We start from the raw sequence: 16,414 nt of genomic DNA on the forward strand, positions 1-16,414 counted from the left end.
AAAAACAAAGTTAATAGTATTATATGATTAATATTTTACCTTATTAACTATTATAAGTCAATAAAGGTTGATTTTTCAGAAGAAATTTGAAAAGGGAAATAGCTATAGAATGGGTGTTTCTTTTGTGATAGACTATGGACTATGTTTTCTTTGTAAGGAAGCGGATTACCGCATTTTTTTATTTGTGGAATTGATTTCATGTAAGGTGAAATTGAAGAAGGAGAAAGAAATGAAATTGTTACAGAAAAAAGAAATTTTGCTTATTAGTCTTATGTTATTCTCTATGTTCTTTGGGGCCGGAAATCTTATATTTCCACCTTTCCTTGGATATGAAGCAGGAGAACATGTATGGATTGCATTGTTAGGTTTTATTATATCAGCAACAGGGCTTCCTATATTAGGTGTTATCGCTATTGCGAAAGCAGGGAGTTTTCAAACGTTAGCGGGCAGGGTTCATTCTTCATTTGCAATTATTTTTCCGTGTATTGTGTACTTATTTATTGGACCAGGTCTTGGTATACCACGTGCAGGAAGTTTAGCTTTTGAAATGGGGCCAGGCCAGTTGTTCCCAGAAGCGGGTAGCGTAGTTTTGTTATTGTACACGGCTATTTTCTTTAGTATTGTTTACTGGTTAAGTTTATCACCGTCTAAATTAATGGGCTTGTTTGGAAAGGTGTTAACGCCTTTATTATTATGTATGATTGCTATTATATTTATAAAAAGTATGTTTACATCAGTAGGCGGTGTGAAAGAGCCTGCAGGAAATTATGGACAAGCTCCTATGTTCCAAGGATTTTTAGATGGATATTTAACGATGGATGCGTTAGCAGCTTTAATATTTGGGATTGTTATTGCAAATGCTCTGCGTGCAAAAGGTGTAGCGGATGATAAAGGTTTAGCGAAATATATGAGTATTGCTGGTATTGGAGCAGGGCTTTTATTATCTATTATTTATGTCATTCTTGGATATGTTGGTTCAATTAGTGGTTCATTGGGTACATTTGATAACGGTGCGAAAGTGTTAGCACAAGTTATGACGACATTATTTGGACAAGGCGGAGTAGTATTATTAGGCCTTATTTTTACTATCGCATGTTTATGTGTTTCAATTGGGCTGGTTACGTCTTGTAGTCAGTTTTTTGCAAGTGTATTTCCGAAAGTATCTTATAAAGTTTGGGCATTTATATTAAGTTTTGTTAGTATGGTTTTAGCTAATTTAGGATTAACGCAAATTTTAAAAGTATCGGTACCGATTCTTGGATTTATTTATCCAGTTGCACTAACGCTTATTATTTTAGGGTTATTCCATAAGTATATTGGAAAGTATGTATACGTATATTCGGTAACGATTGGACTCGTAGCGGTATTTAGTGCGATTGATATTTTAAACAAAAGTGTACTGATGAATAAATGGACACCACTACTAAAAATGCTTCCGTTTTATTCAGAAGGTGTAGGTTGGATTGTTCCGGCATTTGTAGGTGTCTGCCTCGGTGTAATTGTTAGTATTGCTATAAATAAGAATAAATAAGTAAGAGGTGTTTTCCTATTTCGGAAAACACCTTTCTTTTTTGGAAAAATAGTATTGAAAATGAATAGACTAAGAGTATGATAAAGGTAATTGGTAATATATAGGTTTTACATGAATGATGAGGGGGGAGCGTATGAAGGAGGATTTGAATAAGAAAATAGAAGCACTCGAAACGGCAATTGAAACGATGCAAGAGGCACTTTATGAATTGAAAGCGAAACAAAGAAAAATAGAAGTAGATAAAGTTCAACAAAATGTTAATAAGGAAAAGAAAGAATATATTGAAGCGGTAAGTAATGAAAAGTTACAAGAAGATGTAGTTAAGACGAGGAAGTCCATGCAAGAGCCAGAGGTGAAACAAGTAGATATATCTGCATTTAAACCAGAACCATTTAATATTATAAAGTTTTGTCAAACGTGGTTACCACGCATATTTGTCGGTATTATGCTACTTGGCGTTATTTGGTTATTCAAAGCAGGGGTAGATGCCGGATTATTGACACCAGCGATACGGGTTGTGTTTGGTATAGTACTATCTGTCGGTTTGTATTACGTAGGAGATATACAAATTAAAAGAGAGCGGCAAGCGTTAGGGTTAGTATTAGCTGGAGGAAGTATTACGGGAATTGTTTTAACAACGTTTGCGGCACATTATTTATATGAGTTTATTCCTGCAAGTATTGCGTTTGTTTGCAACATTATATGGGTTGTTTTAGGGATTTATTTAGCGAAAAGATATAGATCGGAATATCTCGCTATTTTCGTGGCGGTGGGAGCATTTTTTGTTCCTTTCTTGTTAAATAGTACGACTCCTAATACGTATATTTTCTTTAGTTATGAGACGATATTAACAATTAGCCTATTATGGTATGCATTGAGAAACCTTTATAAGTACTTGTATATGATTTCTTATGTTGTTGCGGCAATTGTCCTATTTGTCTTCTTTGTTGTTATGTCAATATTAGTAGAGAATGTGCAAGTACAGTTAACAGTTGTATACGGTGCAATTCATTTACTATTATTTTGGCATATGTTTTCGGAGAGAAGGTTTATACAAGAAGCACGATTGGCGATATTTAGTGCGAATGCAGTTTTCTTTATTTTAGCCATTTCTCAAATTCCTGAATTTACAACGTGGGGATTAGTTATAAGTTCATTTGTGCATGCTGTTATGTTTGTACTTGAATATAGGAAGAATAAACATTCGGTATTTTCAAATCTAATATTTGGCTTTGCAATGGGATCATTTAGTTTAGCGATTTTATACGAGTATAGTTTGGTGAATGCAGCGATCGTATTATTGTTACAAGGTTTCCTCGGTATGGTTACTGCTATTAAAGTAAAGCAAAATATTAAGTTGTATGTAGGTGCAACGATTTATGCGATTGGAATGGTACAGACGATTTTTAGCCCGTTTGATGAGTTCATTTCAGCAGGGTTTGTCGCTCATATTATTTTAATAGGAACGTTCTATTATTGCATGATACAAGCAAAAGAAGTGTTAGCGAGTTTAGGTAAATATGTTTATTCTATAGCGCTCTACTCGTTAATGGTTATTGTATTTATTACAATTACTAGAATCGGTGAAGTTCTTTCTACAGATGGAAGTATAATTAGCGTATCTGTATCGTTATTATGGATGGTATATGCGTTATTTGCAGTTTGGTTTGGCCGTTATAGACAGATGAACGAAATATTATATGCTGGCTTAGTCGTATTAGTAGTAACAGTAGGGAAGTTATTCCTTCTCGACTTACCAGAGGTGTCGATGATGATCAGGGCGGTGTTATTCTTAATCGTTGGTAGTATAGGTATCGTTATTTCAAGAATGTTTTTCTCAAAAGAAGAGAAGTGAAAAGAAGGCAATCCATATCCGGATTGCCTTTTTCATTATTTTTTATTAATCGTTACAGTTTCACTATATTTCGCTGTCGTATTTTGACGTAGACGAAGTGTTGCTTGTCCAGTTGTATTTGGATCAAGTTGTACATTCACAATTTTTTCAGCAAATCCTTGGTTATTTGTGATGAAAGAGAATGCACTGCTATATCCGAAAGAAGATGGCCAAGTGCCATTTGTATTTTGAACTTTTGCCACCTGTGTTCCGCCAGTTGTGAATATACCTAAAGAATAATTATTGTACGTTGTATTTGGTAATAAGTTATTTACTTGAATCTTCATTTGGAACACTTCATTGTTTGGTAGAATGCTAGGGTGCGTAATTACGTAATCACTCGTTGTCACTGCACCGTTATAGCCGTATGAACCTGGTTTGAAAGTATTTGTATTGAACCACTGGTAACCTTGACTTGGTGCGCTCCAAGGTTCTGGTTGTGGTTCTGTTGATAAACTTGGTTGTTCAAATGTTTGTAGAGCTGTAGGTGCATCAAGCTGTAAACCACTCACTTGATCTAAGCTTGTAAATGTTTCTTGTTTCGCTAACCAATTCACGATGTTTTCTAATAGAACAGCATCGTTTTCTTCTTTATAACCATCATAAGTTTTCTTTGTTTGACCTGAGTCTTCGCGAACATATTTTGGCGAGGCATCTTCAACAGGAGAAGAATCACCAATAAAGGCAGCTTTTCCAAGACCAACTTTCGAAATAGCAGCATAAGGCCCCTCTGCAACGCCACCACCGTTATAAACGCCGCTATCAACAGCGTTATTCCATTTTGATGGATTTTCTGGAAGATATACAAGGCCTTTCGCTAGTTTTGGATTTGTAATCGCAAGGGTAGAGCCGGCATGCATTGCTACAGATGAAACGCCAGTTGTAATTCCGAATGATTGCGCAGGTGAGACAATATTTTTAGCTGAAACATCACCAAGTGCATTGTAACGGAAGCGAATACCGAAATTATCGGATAGCCAATCAGAGCTTTCTACTCCTTGCATAGCTTGTGAAGTTGTTTCTTCATTAGACATTCCCTTTGCTGGATTATCCCATGCCCCGCGTCTATATCCATTGAACACTTCTGAGGAGTCCCAGCGGTTTTTATTACGATCTGCATTATAATGATCGGCAATGAAGAAGATACTTCCGCCATTTTTTACGTATTGTAACATTGCATCTTGTTCAGATTTTTTGTAAGGAATATTTGCCTCTGGAACGATAAACACGTTGTAATTTTTTAAGTCGTCGTATGTAATAGGTGTTGATTTACGCAGTTCTTTTACATGATATCCGTTTTGGGCAATGCCGTTTCCGAAATCAGAAAAACCGCCATCAATAACCCAATCAGCTGTCCCGGCCGTTTGACCGTGCGTATTATCAAATAATACTTTCTTCCCATTGTTTTGATTTACAACCTTTGCAGCAATTTCAGGAGCTGGGTCTACAGAGCTTTCGGCATAAGTAGACGGTATGAACGAACTCCCCATACTAAGTGTAATTGCTGTTGCTAAAGAAAATGTAATCCATTTTTTATTCTTCATAGAAGAATCCCCCTAATAATAAATATATGTGCTTTAATAATGTAATTTATTTTTCTGAAAAAATAAAGACAGAAAACGTAAAAAATATTAAAAAATTGTAAAAATACCGTGAATTTTGTTGAGAAATATTTATATAGACAATAAAAAATCCCTTCCAATTAATAAGGAAGGGATAGCTTGTTTAACTAATTTTTGAATTAGGTGTTTCATCGATCTTATGAAACCCTTTCATGTAATACACGATAGCTAAGCCGATAAGCCAAATTGGGCCAATGATTAATGCAATTCGTGTATCTTCTGAATACGCCATAATACCTAGTACAAGTGCGAGGAAGCCAAGTGAGAAGTAAGAGCTTAATGGATGTAAAGGCATTTTATACGTTAGCTTGTCTTTTTTCTCAGTTGGTAATCCTTTACGGAATTTAATTTGAGCGACTAATATTATACCCCAAGTCCAAATTGCCCCGAAAGTTGAAATACTAGTTAGCCATGTAAACACTTTTGCAGGAACGAGATAGTTTAATATAACGCCAACGAGTAAAACAATCGCAGTTGCTATAATACCTTGACTTGGAATGCCATTTTTATTTAAACGTCCAAATCGTTCAGGTGCTTTCTTTTGTTGTGCTAGTGTAAATAGCATACGCCCTGTACTAAATAAACCACCGTTACAAGAAGAAAGTGCAGCTGTTAATACAACAAAGTTAATAATACCTGCTGCTTTTGCAATGCCGATTTGTTGGAATGTTAATACGAATGGACTTCCTTTCTCGCCAAGTTCGTTCCATGGATAAATTGCCATCATAACGAATAATGCCCCGACGTAAAAGATTAGGATTCTCCAAAATACGTTATCGATAGCTTTTGCGAGTGTTTTCTTCGGGTTTTGAGCTTCACCAGCTGTAACACCAATTAGTTCAACGCCTAAATAAGCGAATAATACCATTTGTAAGGAAAGCAATAATCCAGAGAAGCCATTTGGGAACCAGCCCCCATGTTCCCAAAGATTTGAAATACCAGTTGCAACGCCGCCATTTCCAAATCCAAATAGAATAATACCAAAGCCAATCACTATCATACAGATAATTGTGACAATTTTAATGAGAGCAAACCAAAACTCAAGTTCTCCAAATACTTTTACTGATAAGAAGTTGAAAGCGCTCATTAATAATAGAGCGAGTAGTGCCCAAGTCCAGCGCGGGATATCTGGGAACCAGTACTGCATGTAAATTCCAGCCGCCGTAATTTCAGCCATACAAGTAACAACCCATAAGAACCAGTAGTTCCAACCAGTAATATAGCCAGCAAGTGGGCCGATATAATCATTAGCATATTTACTAAAAGAGCCGGCAACCGGTTGTTCAATTGCCATTTCTCCGAGCGCTCGCATAATGAAAAAAATAACGAGTCCAGCGATCATATAACCTAGTAAGATGGAAGGACCAGCTAGTTTAATAGCAGAAGCAGATCCTAAAAATAGCCCAACGCCAATAGCCGAACCGAGTGACATTAAAGTAATATGTCGTTCTTTTAAACCTCGATTTAAAGTTCCAGATTTGTTTGTGTGCTGCATAAGAAGAATCCCCCTTGTAGAATGAGCTACCTAAATATTTAACTATTTCAAATTATAAAACATTTCTATCTGTTATGCTACAAAAATAATCAAAATGAACTGTACTACATCTGAACTTGTCAGACTTAAACTTAAAATTCTCACTATTAGAGAATATATTGACTCTTCTTTTTATTGATTGTTAAGATTAAGTATTATATTTTCTCACATACTAGTAAGAAAAGAATGTGTGATAATAATTCAGGTGTAGGAAGGGTACATAGCCATGTTTCAATTACAAAAATATAACACTTCTGTGAAGCAAGAGCTTTTAGCGGGCATCACAACTTTTTTTACATTTGCGTATATTCTTGTCATCAATCCGAAAATATTATCTGATGCAGGTGTACCATTTGATCAAGCGTTTACGGCAACTATTATTGCGACAGTTATTGGGACGCTATGTATGGCGTTTTTAGCTAACTATCCAATTGTTATTGCTCCAGCTATGGGGATGAATGCATATTTTGCTTATTCTGTCGTTCAACAGGCAGAGGGGATTACGTATGTCATTGCGTTTTCGGCAGTATTTGTAACAGGTATCATTTTTCTTTTATTATCTGTCACTTCATTTAGGCAAAAGCTAATTATCGCAATTCCTGACAGTTTAAAACATGCAATTGCAGGTGGAATTGGACTATTTATTGCTTTTATTGGATTACGTCTATCTGGAATTATCGTGGATCATCCTTCTAACTTAGTTACGATTGGTGATTTTCATTCTCCAGCCGTTATTTTAACTTTAATTGGTTTAATTTTAGCGGCAGTATTAATGGTATTACGTGTGAGTGGTGCATTATTTATTAGTATGATTGTGACAGGAATTATCGCCTTCTTTACGGGGCAACTGAAGTTTGAGGATAAAATTGTAGCGATGCCTCATTTACCAGAGGGTATTATCGTTTCAAATCCAATCAATGCTTTTTCAGATGTAATTCAGTATGGATTATATGGTGTTGTATTTTCATTTTTACTTGTACTTTTATTTGATACGACAGGTGCATTACTCGGTTTAATTAAACAAGCTGGTTTAATTACAGATAATACAGAGAAACGTTTTGGCAAAGCGTTTATTGCAGATGCGATTGGCGGAACGACAGGTTCTATCTTCGGAACAAGCCCAACAGCAGCAACGATTGAATCGTCAGCTGGTATTGCTGCAGGTGGTAAAACTGGATTAACAGGTATTGTAGTTGTTGGTCTAACGATTATAACGGCATTTTTCAGCCCTGTTATCGCGTCTTTATCAAGTGTAGCTGCTATTACAGCTCCTTCATTAATTATTGTAGGTAGTTTAATGGCACAAAGCATTCGTGATATTAATTGGAATGAATTTGAAGATGCATTACCAGCATTTTTAATTTTCGTTGGTATTCCGTTAACGTCTAGTATTGCAAATGGAATTGCAATTGGATTTTTAGTGTATCCAGTATTAAAAATTGTGAAGGGGAAAGGGATGGAAGTACATCCGTTACTATATTTATTTACAATTTTATTTGGATGTCATTTATTCTTATAGTATAGAGATAGGAAAGGGGGCTTCTTATGAGAGGCTCCTTTTTTGTGTATAATAAAGTGAAAAAAACAAATCAATTACGTAAAATATAAATTACTTAATGGAATATATATGTTACAATAAAGGCGGAGGAGGAACATGAATGGCTGTAAGTAAAATAAAAGTCGCACGTGTTCAGTTAGATTTAACACAACAACAATTAGCAGAAAAAGTAGGCGTCACAAGGCAAACAATTAGTTTAATTGAGAAGGGGAAATACAATCCATCTTTAGATTTATGTTTGAAAATTTGTTATGCAGTAGATAAAACATTGAATGATTTGTTTTGGGAGGAAAAGGAGTGATAGGGTGAAAATCGTGAAAGATGAACGTTTAATGATTGAGGGATTAAAACATATTAGATTGGCTTTCATCTTACAAAATGTCGTCATACTAGGCATTGTTTTTTACCGTTACGTCTTGCAAGGGGCAGGGTATGAAAGTGTTTCGGATTTATTAATGGTATTTATGGGCGGGATAATAGTTATTAACTTTTTAAACTTAAAAAATTCGGTGGAAGTGTATGAGCATACAGGGGGAGTATCTCGTAGTTATTTCATGAAACTATTATTAATTCCAGTAGGGATTGTTATTGGGATTTTAGCTATTTGTATCATTGTAACACCGGATATTTCGATAAAGGAAATTGGTATAACAGGACTTATTATGTTTGCTTGTTTTTTAATTCCTAGTTTGTTTATATACATATATATGAAAAAAATAAAAAGTGAAAATGAAATATAAGAAAAGCTTTCTGCAATATGCAGAAAGCTTTTCTTATATTTCTTTATACATTACTTTATGTAGTCCTATTGGATCAATCTCGAAGATTTCACCATGCTCATGGAAGTCTAATCGTTTGTAATAATCCGCTACGGTAATTCGGGCATTACACCATAGAATATTTGCTTCGCGTTCTTGGAGGAATTGTTCAGCTTTACGGATTAAGGAGCTGCCAGCATGCTGGTTTCGGAAATTAGGTAATGTTGTCATTCCTCGTAGACGATAGTGGGTACCAGCTTGTAAATCAGGATGTATTTCTTTAGAGAAAGAGGCGATACTAACAAGTTCATCATATAAAAATGCACCTAAATGAAAGGCGTCTGTTTCGTAATCTGAATCGTATTTACAATCTTCTAATGATTGATTGGGACGCAAAACCTTTTGACGTAATAAGTATGTTTCAGATGCATCAATATGTTTCACTGTAATCATAATATCGCCCTTTCTTATAAGCCTTTTTCTATAAGTTGTAAGAAGAAATATGCGGGTGCAACGAGAAGTCCTAGTATGCTAGCTGTTCCGAGAAGGAGTGAAATTAAGAGACAAAAGTACTTAATTCCATTCGATTTTTTCCATCCATAACTACAAATTTCAATGCTAATACCGATGAGAATAATGGCGACGAGTACTTCTGCTAATAATAAGAGAGCTAAAGTTGAAATAGACATAATGTGATCCATCCCCATAATATGTGATAGTAACATTTTACCATATGAAATTGAAAAAATGCCCCTCATTTATGTGAGGGGCATTTTCTATTCTAATATGTTTTTCATTGTATCAATATGTTCTTTTGAACCCGTTACAAGTAAAGTATCGCCATGCTGTAACTTCGTATCACCATGTGGTATTAATGCTTTATTACCACGGTAAATTTGAATGACAAGTACATCACCTAGAAACGGAAGACGACGAAGTGCTAAGCCGTTATATTTATTACTTCGTAGTTCAACCTCACGCACCGTTTCATTTGCTGTTGTAATCAAGCGAACGAGACTCGGTTTATCAATAAGTGCACGTAATAAAATACGTGTAGAGTTAATAGTCGAGAATACAGCGATATGTTCTTGAGTCGCTTTTTCTTGTAGAAGGGGATCTTCTACACTTGCAATGACGTGTTCAACACCTAATTCTTTTGCGTGTTCTGCTAATAATAAGTTTTGTTCATCGTCACTTGTCGCAACAACAACACGGTCTGCTTCGAAAGCTTTTTGCCCCATTAAAGATTGAATAGTAATCTCATCTAATTTTACAATAGGGAAGTCATGAGATTTCGCTTCCTCATCATTTATTTTATTTTGACGTATCATATATAGTGTTACGTCATAATCTTCACGTTTTAAATCAAGTGATAAAGGAAGGGTAATTCTGCTTGCACCAATAATAGATACTTTCGGTTTTGGTGTTTCCACTTTTGGAAACATCTTTTTAAATAATATAGGTGCAAAAATACAAGTAATAACTGCACTTAAAATAAGAGATGCTGATAAACTTGGGCTAATGATGCCTAGCTTTTCACCGATTTGTGCAGCCGCAATAACTAAAGAAAGTGTTGATGTTAACAAAATAGCACTTCCGAGTACGATATTGCGTGGGTACCATTTTCGTAAGACGAGTGATGGCAACAGTTTTGAAATAAAGAGTCCCACAATTAGAATTGGGATCATTAGCATACTAGAAGGCTCGTTAAAAATAGACCATACTTCTAGATTTACACCAACCATTACGAAGAAAATAGGAATGAAGAAGCCATATCCGATGGAATCAAGTTTTTCAACCATATCTTCATTTGGTGATAATAAAGATACGAGTACACCTGCTAAAAAGGCTCCCAAAATATTTTCTGCCCCAACAGATTCAGATAATCCAACTAATATTAAGATGAGTGCAAAAACAGCTCGTGTATCAATTTGTACACTACCGGCTTTTAAGCTTTCTAGGTATGGAATATTTTTAAACCGTCTTGCGACAAAGTAAATTACAATACCAGCACCGAATAGAAGAAGTAGAAGCCACATGCTTTGGCCACTTTCGGAATTTAATCCGACGAATACAGCGAGTAAAATCATTGTAACTAAGTCTGCAATAACAGCGACTAATAAAATGATTTGCCCGATTGCGGTTTTTCCTAAGTTATTTTCTTTCAATGTTGGTACGACAACACCTAAAGAAATAGTTGAAATAATTAAAGTCATGAACATTGCATTGTCTACGAATCCTAGCCATACGAATAGTAATGATAGGGCATAAGATAAAATGAAAATAAACAAGAAGATAATGCTTGCTGCTTGGAATGTGTCCGGTTCGTTTGTCGTATTCTTTTTCCCTTTTTGTTTAAAGGTCGAAAAGTCAATTTCTAAACCACTTAAAAACATTAGGAAGATAAACCCTAGTGTTGATAAGACTTGAAGCCACATGTCTGGCTCAATGATGTTAAATCCACTTTTACCTACAAAGATTCCTGCGATAATTTCTGCAACAACGACAGGAAGTGCGTTTAATTTAAAGCGCTGTAACAAAAGGGGAACGAAAAACGCGATTGCGACGACAACCATAAGTGATAGAACAGAAGAATGATGTTCCATTGCGTTCTCTCCCTTCAAATAAATATAGTAACTATTTAGCCATATAATAGGAAGAAAAGCAACGGATATGGTTTCGATTTCATAAAGAAAGAGTTTTCTTAACATTTGTCATAATAAGTATATTTTTCATGATTTTGTTGTTAATTCCGTAATGTGGATGTAATAGGGGAGGGGATAAAGTGAAACTTTAATCAGTGGGGGTCTTACTGCTCGTTAATAGGGGATAAAAAAAGACTGCTGAGGAATCCCAGCAGTCTTTTTCATGCAAATTACATTGAGAAGAAGATCCATACAGTAAGACCAACTGTTGCAGTTGCAACGAAGAAACTGTATATCATTGTAAGAACTTGAATTCTTCCTTCTCCTTCTTTTAAGTGCATGAACATAATTAATTGTAATAACGCTTGCGCAACTGCCATTATGATGATAGTTGTTAATATCGTTGAAAGTGGCAGGTTTGTGTAAAGTGCCACGTATAACGCTAGAAACGTTAGTGCAAGCGATAAAATAAATCCGAAAACGTGTGACCATGGGAATCCGCTATGCCCATGCCCGTTTGCTTGGTTGTTATTTTGACCCATTTACGCCACCATCCCGTTCAAGTAAACTAGTGTGTAAATAAAGACCCAAACAAGATCAAGGAAATGCCAGTATAAGCTGATAATAAATACTTTACGAGCTGTAACTGGTGTTAAACCTCGTTTTAAAATTTGGATAATAACACAAGTTGCCCAGATGATACCACCTGTTACGTGGGCACCATGCGTTCCAAGAAGAACGAAGAATGCCGATAAGAAAGCACTTGTTTGAATCGTTGCACCTTCACCAACGTACAAAATGAATTCTTCAATTTCAAAGAATAGGAAGCCTGCACCTAAAAGTAAAGTCAGGATAAACCAAGCTAACATTCCTTTTTGATTGTGTTTACGCATTTCGTGAATTGCGATCCCACATGTAAAGCTACTTGTTAAAAGTAACAGTGTTTGAATTAAAAGTGTTTTAACTTCAAACAATTGCGCTGGTGTTGGGCCATCAGCCGTACGACCAGCAAGGACTAGATAAGAGGCGAAAAGTGTTGCGAACAGCATAATTTCAGCCCCAAGAAAAATCCAGAATCCTAGGATATTCAATCTGCTTTGCTCGGATTGATATTCCAAAGGTAAGCTTTTATCTAAAGCCGCCATGTCATTTCACCTCTCATGCTATATGTTCTGTTTCTTTAATTTCATCAACGCTTACGTAGTAGCCATCATCATAATCGAATGAACGATAGATTAAGCAACCTAAAATACCAATACCACCGATTGCTGCAATCCAGAACCAGCTAAATACTAATGCAAAACCTGCAAGACCGAAGAATAAAGACGCAATAATAGGCACACCAGAATTACTTGGCATGTGAATTGGTTTTAATTCATCTGCTGTTGGTGTAATTGTTTCTCCACGTTTTTTCATGAACCAGAAAGCATCAGCTTCTTTAATTTCAGGAAGTTTCGCGAAGTTGTAATGTTGTACAGGAGATTGAGTTGCCCATTCAAGTGTACGGCCGTCCCATGGATCTCCAGTTGTGTCACGCTCACCGTGACGTGCACTCCAAATTACGTTATAGCAAAGGATTAGGAAGCCGATAGCCATCATTACAGCACCAACAGATGCGATTTGGTTTAGCCAGCCCCATCCAAGACTTTCAGAGTAAGTGTACATACGACGAGTCATACCGTCTAAACCTAAGAAGTACATTGGGAAGAAACAGATGTTAAATCCGCTCATAAAGATCCAGAATGTCCATTTACCTAGGCGTTCATTTAACATATGACCTGTCATTTTTGGATACCAGTATGTGAATCCAGCAAGCATAGCGAATACTGTACCTGCGATTAATACGTAGTGGAAGTGAGCAATTAGGAAGTAGCTGTTATGGTATTGATAATCAGCTGCTGCCATTCCAAGCATAACCCCTGTAACTCCACCAACTACGAAGTTTGGAATAAATGCCAATGACCAAAGCATTGGAACTGTAAAACGAATACGTCCTTTATACAGTGTAAACAACCAGTTAAAGATCTTAACACCGGTTGGAATCGAAATCGCCATTGTCGAAATCGAGAAGAATGAGTTAACCGCTGGACCTGCACCCATAGTGAAGAAATGGTGAAGCCATACGACGAAACTTAGTAAAGAAATTGCAACCATCGAGTACACCATCGCACTGTAACCGAATAGACGTTTACGTGAGAATGTACTAATGATTTCAGAGAAAATACCGAATGCCGGTAAAATAACAATATATACTTCAGGGTGACCCCATACCCAGAATAGGTTGGCCCATAACATTGGCATACCGCCGCTCGCCATCGTAAAGAAGTGAGCATCGAATAGACGGTCAAATGTCATTAATGCAAGAGCAACTGTTAATACTGGGAAAGCGAAAATAATGATAATTGTTGTAATTAAGATTGACCAAGTAAACATTGGCATTCTCATTAATTTCATACCAGGCGTACGCATTTTTAAGATAGTAACAAGGAAGTTAATACCCGTCATCAGCGTACCGAGACCTGAAATCTGTAATGCAATTGCGTAGTAGTTATTTCCTACACCAGAAGTAAACTCTGTACCTGCCATTGGGAAGTAAGAAGTCCACCCAGCGTCTGGAGAACCACCGATTACGAAAGCGATGTTGAATAACATTGCTCCGACAAAGAATAACCAGAAACTTAAAGCATTTAAGAACGGATATGCAACGTCACGAGCACCAATTTGTAATGGTACTACAAGGTTCATTAATCCCATAACGAATGGCATTGCCATGAAAAGAATCATTACCGTACCATGTGTTGTAAAGATTCCGTTATAGTGTTCAGCGTTTAAATAAGTTGTTTCCGGGAATGTTAACTGGGCACGAATCATTAAACCATCCATACCACCACGGAATAACATTATAACGGCAGAGATAATATACATGGTCCCTATTTTTTTATGGTCAACAGTTGTCAACCACTCATCCCAAAGCCATCTCCATTTTTTGTACTTTGTTAGTACGAAAAGAATCGCTAATGTCACAAGAACGATAGAAGCGTCAGCTCCGTAAATAATCGGGTCACCTGTGACAAAAAATTCATCAAGCTTCACTGTGTTCACTCCAATCTGTTGGAATAATAGCTATTATTTTTTGTTTTTGTAGTAGTTGTAATCACAATATTCAAGTGATTTTGGATCTACATAACTTAAGTGGTGACTAGAGAACGTCATACGCCCCACTACACCAGGTTTAATAATTTCGTTATATTTCTTTTCTGATAATTTAGGGGCAGTTTCTTGTACTTCTTTTACCCACTTATCATATTTCTCTTTAGTTTTTGCTTCAACTTCGAATTCCATGTGAGTAAATCCTTCACCAGAGAAGTTCGAGCTACGACCTAGGTAAGAACCTGGTTTGTCAGCTTGTAAATATAAGTCCATGATCATGCCATCCATTGTATACTTCATACCACCAAGTTCTGGTACCCAGAAAGCATTCATTGGACCTACAGAAGTCAGTTTAAATTGAATTGGTACACCAGCTGGGATGTTTAAATAGTTAACGGTTTCAATTTTTTCCTCCGGGTAACTAAATAACCATTTCCAGTTTGCAGATGTAACATAAATTTCAACTGGTTTAATATGTTTGGACTCTTGCGGAACCTCTTCCGAAGCATAAGTTGCTTTAACTGTTGGAATCGATAATGCGATAACGATAATAACAGGAATAATTGTCCAAATGATTTCTAATAATGTGTTACCATGTTGATCAGGTGGCTCATAGTCCATATTCTCTGGTTTTTCACGATAACGAATCAAGATGACTGTAAACAAGATGAATACAATTGCGATAATTAATGACATAAGCAAGAATGACCAAACAATTAAATCATACTGTGCTTTTGCAACAGGTCCTTGCGGATTTAATACTGCGAGTTTTTTATCACAGCCACCGAGGAACAGAAGTAATGATAACGGAAGAAGCGAAGCCAACTTCCAAAATGCTTTCTTTAGTTGCACGATTGAAAATCTCCTTTCTCCTTGGATTGAAACTATGCCAATAAAACAATATAAACCTATTAATTTATAGATGGCAATAGTTTTTGTTATATTGTTAAAAAATAGACACAAATGCACGCTTTTTAAGGTGAATATCATTTGTAACTTGATAACATTGTAAACTATTTTCCAGATAAAAACGTGATTGTGGGAATTTTAAGATAAATAAAGTTATACCAACATACCCAATAAATAGAAAAAAATTATCTTATCATAAGGAAAAATACTGAATTTTTAATATATTCAGTATGTTACCTAAGTTATATTTCTTTTTTGCTCAAATGTGACAACTTTCCGAAACTTTAACTCGGTATAAAATGTAACAAATGATCATAAATGGAACCCAGCAATAAAGAGCAATTCTCTGATCTGGAATGAAAGCTAAACTAACAAATGTAAGGAAATTGAGTGAGAAAGCTACGATTTGAACTATTGGATAAAGTGGTGTGCGGTATTTTAATTCTGCTTGTTCTACTTGTTGATTCATATGTCCCTCCCCCCATATTTTTTTGTATGTTCTAACTAGATTTTATTCGGTGCTTTTAATCATTAGTGGGGGTGAAAAACATACTTGGTTTATTTTGTTGTGAACTGAGTATGTAAAGGAAAAACTAACTATGACTAAATACCTTAGAATGTTTATTAACCTAGTGAAGGAAACGCGATTCTTTCACTAGGTTAATAATTTGTTTTTCAGTAAAAAATTCTGAAAAATTATATTTTTTTCTTTCTATTTCAAACAATCGGAATTTTAAAAAGTATTTGCGAATAATAATTCACAGAATCTTTCTAGCAAACTAGTAAGAAGAAAGGTACAATGATAGGAGTTGT

General features: G+C 35.8%; 14 protein-coding genes and 1 pseudogene. 5 read left to right on the top strand and 10 right to left on the bottom strand.

Going from position 1 to position 16,414, the window contains the following annotated elements; translation table 11 throughout:
- The first annotated feature begins 229 nt into the window (after positions 1–229).
- Together brnQ1 and JFU54_RS19655 are read left to right on the top strand one after the other, a co-directional pair.
- Positions 230–1,531: a branched-chain amino acid transport system II carrier protein BrnQ1 gene (gene brnQ1, locus JFU54_RS19650; RefSeq protein WP_394818271.1), complete on the top strand. Its 1,302-nt coding sequence runs from the start codon at positions 230–232 to the stop codon at positions 1,529–1,531.
- 133 nt (positions 1,532–1,664) lie between these two features.
- Positions 1,665–3,386, top strand: a complete 1,722-nt coding sequence (locus JFU54_RS19655) for a DUF2339 domain-containing protein (RefSeq protein ID WP_201065967.1) — start codon at positions 1,665–1,667, stop codon at positions 3,384–3,386.
- A 35-nt stretch (positions 3,387–3,421) separates the two neighbouring features.
- Here JFU54_RS19655 and JFU54_RS19660 read toward each other — a convergent pair whose 3' ends face one another.
- Both JFU54_RS19660 and JFU54_RS19665 read right to left on the bottom strand, forming a co-directional pair.
- Positions 3,422–4,969: a DNA-binding protein gene (locus JFU54_RS19660; protein ID WP_201065969.1), complete on the bottom strand. Its 1,548-nt coding sequence runs from the start codon at positions 4,967–4,969 to the stop codon at positions 3,422–3,424.
- A 181-nt stretch (positions 4,970–5,150) separates the two neighbouring features.
- Positions 5,151–6,542, bottom strand: a complete 1,392-nt coding sequence (locus tag JFU54_RS19665; RefSeq protein ID WP_002125290.1) for an amino acid permease — start codon at positions 6,540–6,542, stop codon at positions 5,151–5,153.
- A gap of 265 nt (positions 6,543–6,807) precedes the next feature.
- Here JFU54_RS19665 and JFU54_RS19670 point away from each other — a divergent pair, with 265 nt between their 5' ends.
- From JFU54_RS19670 to JFU54_RS19680, 3 genes are all read left to right on the top strand, one after another.
- A complete protein-coding gene (locus tag JFU54_RS19670; RefSeq protein WP_201065971.1) occupies positions 6,808–8,100 on the top strand; it encodes an NCS2 family permease in 1,293 nt (430 codons plus the stop codon).
- Positions 8,101–8,239: 139 nt separating this feature from the next.
- Positions 8,240–8,440: a helix-turn-helix transcriptional regulator gene (locus tag JFU54_RS19675; protein ID WP_000301182.1), complete on the top strand. Its 201-nt coding sequence runs from the start codon at positions 8,240–8,242 to the stop codon at positions 8,438–8,440.
- A 4-nt stretch (positions 8,441–8,444) separates the two neighbouring features.
- Positions 8,445–8,879, top strand: coding sequence for a hypothetical protein (locus JFU54_RS19680; RefSeq protein WP_002140411.1), 435 nt, complete (start codon positions 8,445–8,447; stop codon positions 8,877–8,879).
- Between the two features lie 33 nt (positions 8,880–8,912).
- Here JFU54_RS19680 and JFU54_RS19685 read toward each other — a convergent pair whose 3' ends face one another.
- From JFU54_RS19685 to JFU54_RS19720, 8 genes and pseudogenes are all read right to left on the bottom strand, one after another.
- Complete coding sequence (locus JFU54_RS19685; protein WP_016097249.1) at positions 8,913–9,350, bottom strand: GNAT family N-acetyltransferase; 438 nt, start codon at positions 9,348–9,350, stop codon at positions 8,913–8,915.
- 14 nt (positions 9,351–9,364) lie between these two features.
- A complete protein-coding gene (locus JFU54_RS19690) occupies positions 9,365–9,655 on the bottom strand; it encodes a DUF4022 family protein (RefSeq protein WP_201065973.1) in 291 nt (96 codons plus the stop codon).
- Positions 9,656–9,673: 18 nt separating this feature from the next.
- The gene (locus tag JFU54_RS19695; protein ID WP_201065975.1) at positions 9,674–11,503 is read right to left on the bottom strand and encodes a monovalent cation:proton antiporter family protein; all 1,830 of its coding nucleotides are present in this window, start codon (positions 11,501–11,503) and stop codon (positions 9,674–9,676) included.
- Between the two features lie 269 nt (positions 11,504–11,772).
- Entirely contained in the window at positions 11,773–12,084 is a 312-nt protein-coding gene (gene qoxD / locus JFU54_RS19700) for a cytochrome aa3 quinol oxidase subunit IV (RefSeq protein WP_002029843.1), read from the bottom strand.
- Positions 12,085–12,687, bottom strand: coding sequence for a cytochrome aa3 quinol oxidase subunit III (gene qoxC, locus JFU54_RS19705; protein ID WP_002029841.1), 603 nt, complete (start codon positions 12,685–12,687; stop codon positions 12,085–12,087).
- A 13-nt stretch (positions 12,688–12,700) separates the two neighbouring features.
- A complete protein-coding gene (qoxB, locus tag JFU54_RS19710; protein ID WP_002063826.1) occupies positions 12,701–14,635 on the bottom strand; it encodes a cytochrome aa3 quinol oxidase subunit I in 1,935 nt (644 codons plus the stop codon).
- Positions 14,636–14,668: 33 nt separating this feature from the next.
- Complete coding sequence (locus JFU54_RS19715; protein WP_002010605.1) at positions 14,669–15,544, bottom strand: cytochrome aa3 quinol oxidase subunit II; 876 nt, start codon at positions 15,542–15,544, stop codon at positions 14,669–14,671.
- Positions 15,545–15,838: 294 nt separating this feature from the next.
- Positions 15,839–16,046: pseudogene (locus tag JFU54_RS19720) on the bottom strand (amino acid permease); the annotation flags it as partial.
- Positions 16,047–16,414: the final 368 nt, after the last annotated feature.

The sequence above is a fragment of the Bacillus sp. TH19 genome (assembly GCF_016651075.1).
Taxonomy (GTDB): domain Bacteria; phylum Bacillota; class Bacilli; order Bacillales; family Bacillaceae_G; genus Bacillus_A; species Bacillus_A mycoides.

Coding starts and splice junctions, on each gene's coding strand:
- brnQ1 (WP_394818271.1), top strand. CDS start 230: ATGAAATTGTTACAGAAAAAAGAAATTTTGCTTATTAGTCTTATGTTA.
- JFU54_RS19665 (WP_002125290.1), bottom strand. CDS start 6,542: ATGCAGCACACAAACAAATCTGGAACTTTAAATCGAGGTTTAAAAGAA.
- JFU54_RS19655 (WP_201065967.1), top strand. CDS start 1,665: ATGAAGGAGGATTTGAATAAGAAAATAGAAGCACTCGAAACGGCAATT.
- qoxD (WP_002029843.1), bottom strand. CDS start 12,084: ATGGGTCAAAATAACAACCAAGCAAACGGGCATGGGCATAGCGGATTC.
- JFU54_RS19685 (WP_016097249.1), bottom strand. CDS start 9,350: ATGATTACAGTGAAACATATTGATGCATCTGAAACATACTTATTACGT.
- JFU54_RS19690 (WP_201065973.1), bottom strand. CDS start 9,655: ATGAGGGGCATTTTTTCAATTTCATATGGTAAAATGTTACTATCACAT.
- JFU54_RS19675 (WP_000301182.1), top strand. CDS start 8,240: ATGGCTGTAAGTAAAATAAAAGTCGCACGTGTTCAGTTAGATTTAACA.
- JFU54_RS19670 (WP_201065971.1), top strand. CDS start 6,808: ATGTTTCAATTACAAAAATATAACACTTCTGTGAAGCAAGAGCTTTTA.
- qoxC (WP_002029841.1), bottom strand. CDS start 12,687: ATGGCGGCTTTAGATAAAAGCTTACCTTTGGAATATCAATCCGAGCAA.
- JFU54_RS19660 (WP_201065969.1), bottom strand. CDS start 4,969: ATGAAGAATAAAAAATGGATTACATTTTCTTTAGCAACAGCAATTACA.
- JFU54_RS19695 (WP_201065975.1), bottom strand. CDS start 11,503: ATGGAACATCATTCTTCTGTTCTATCACTTATGGTTGTCGTCGCAATC.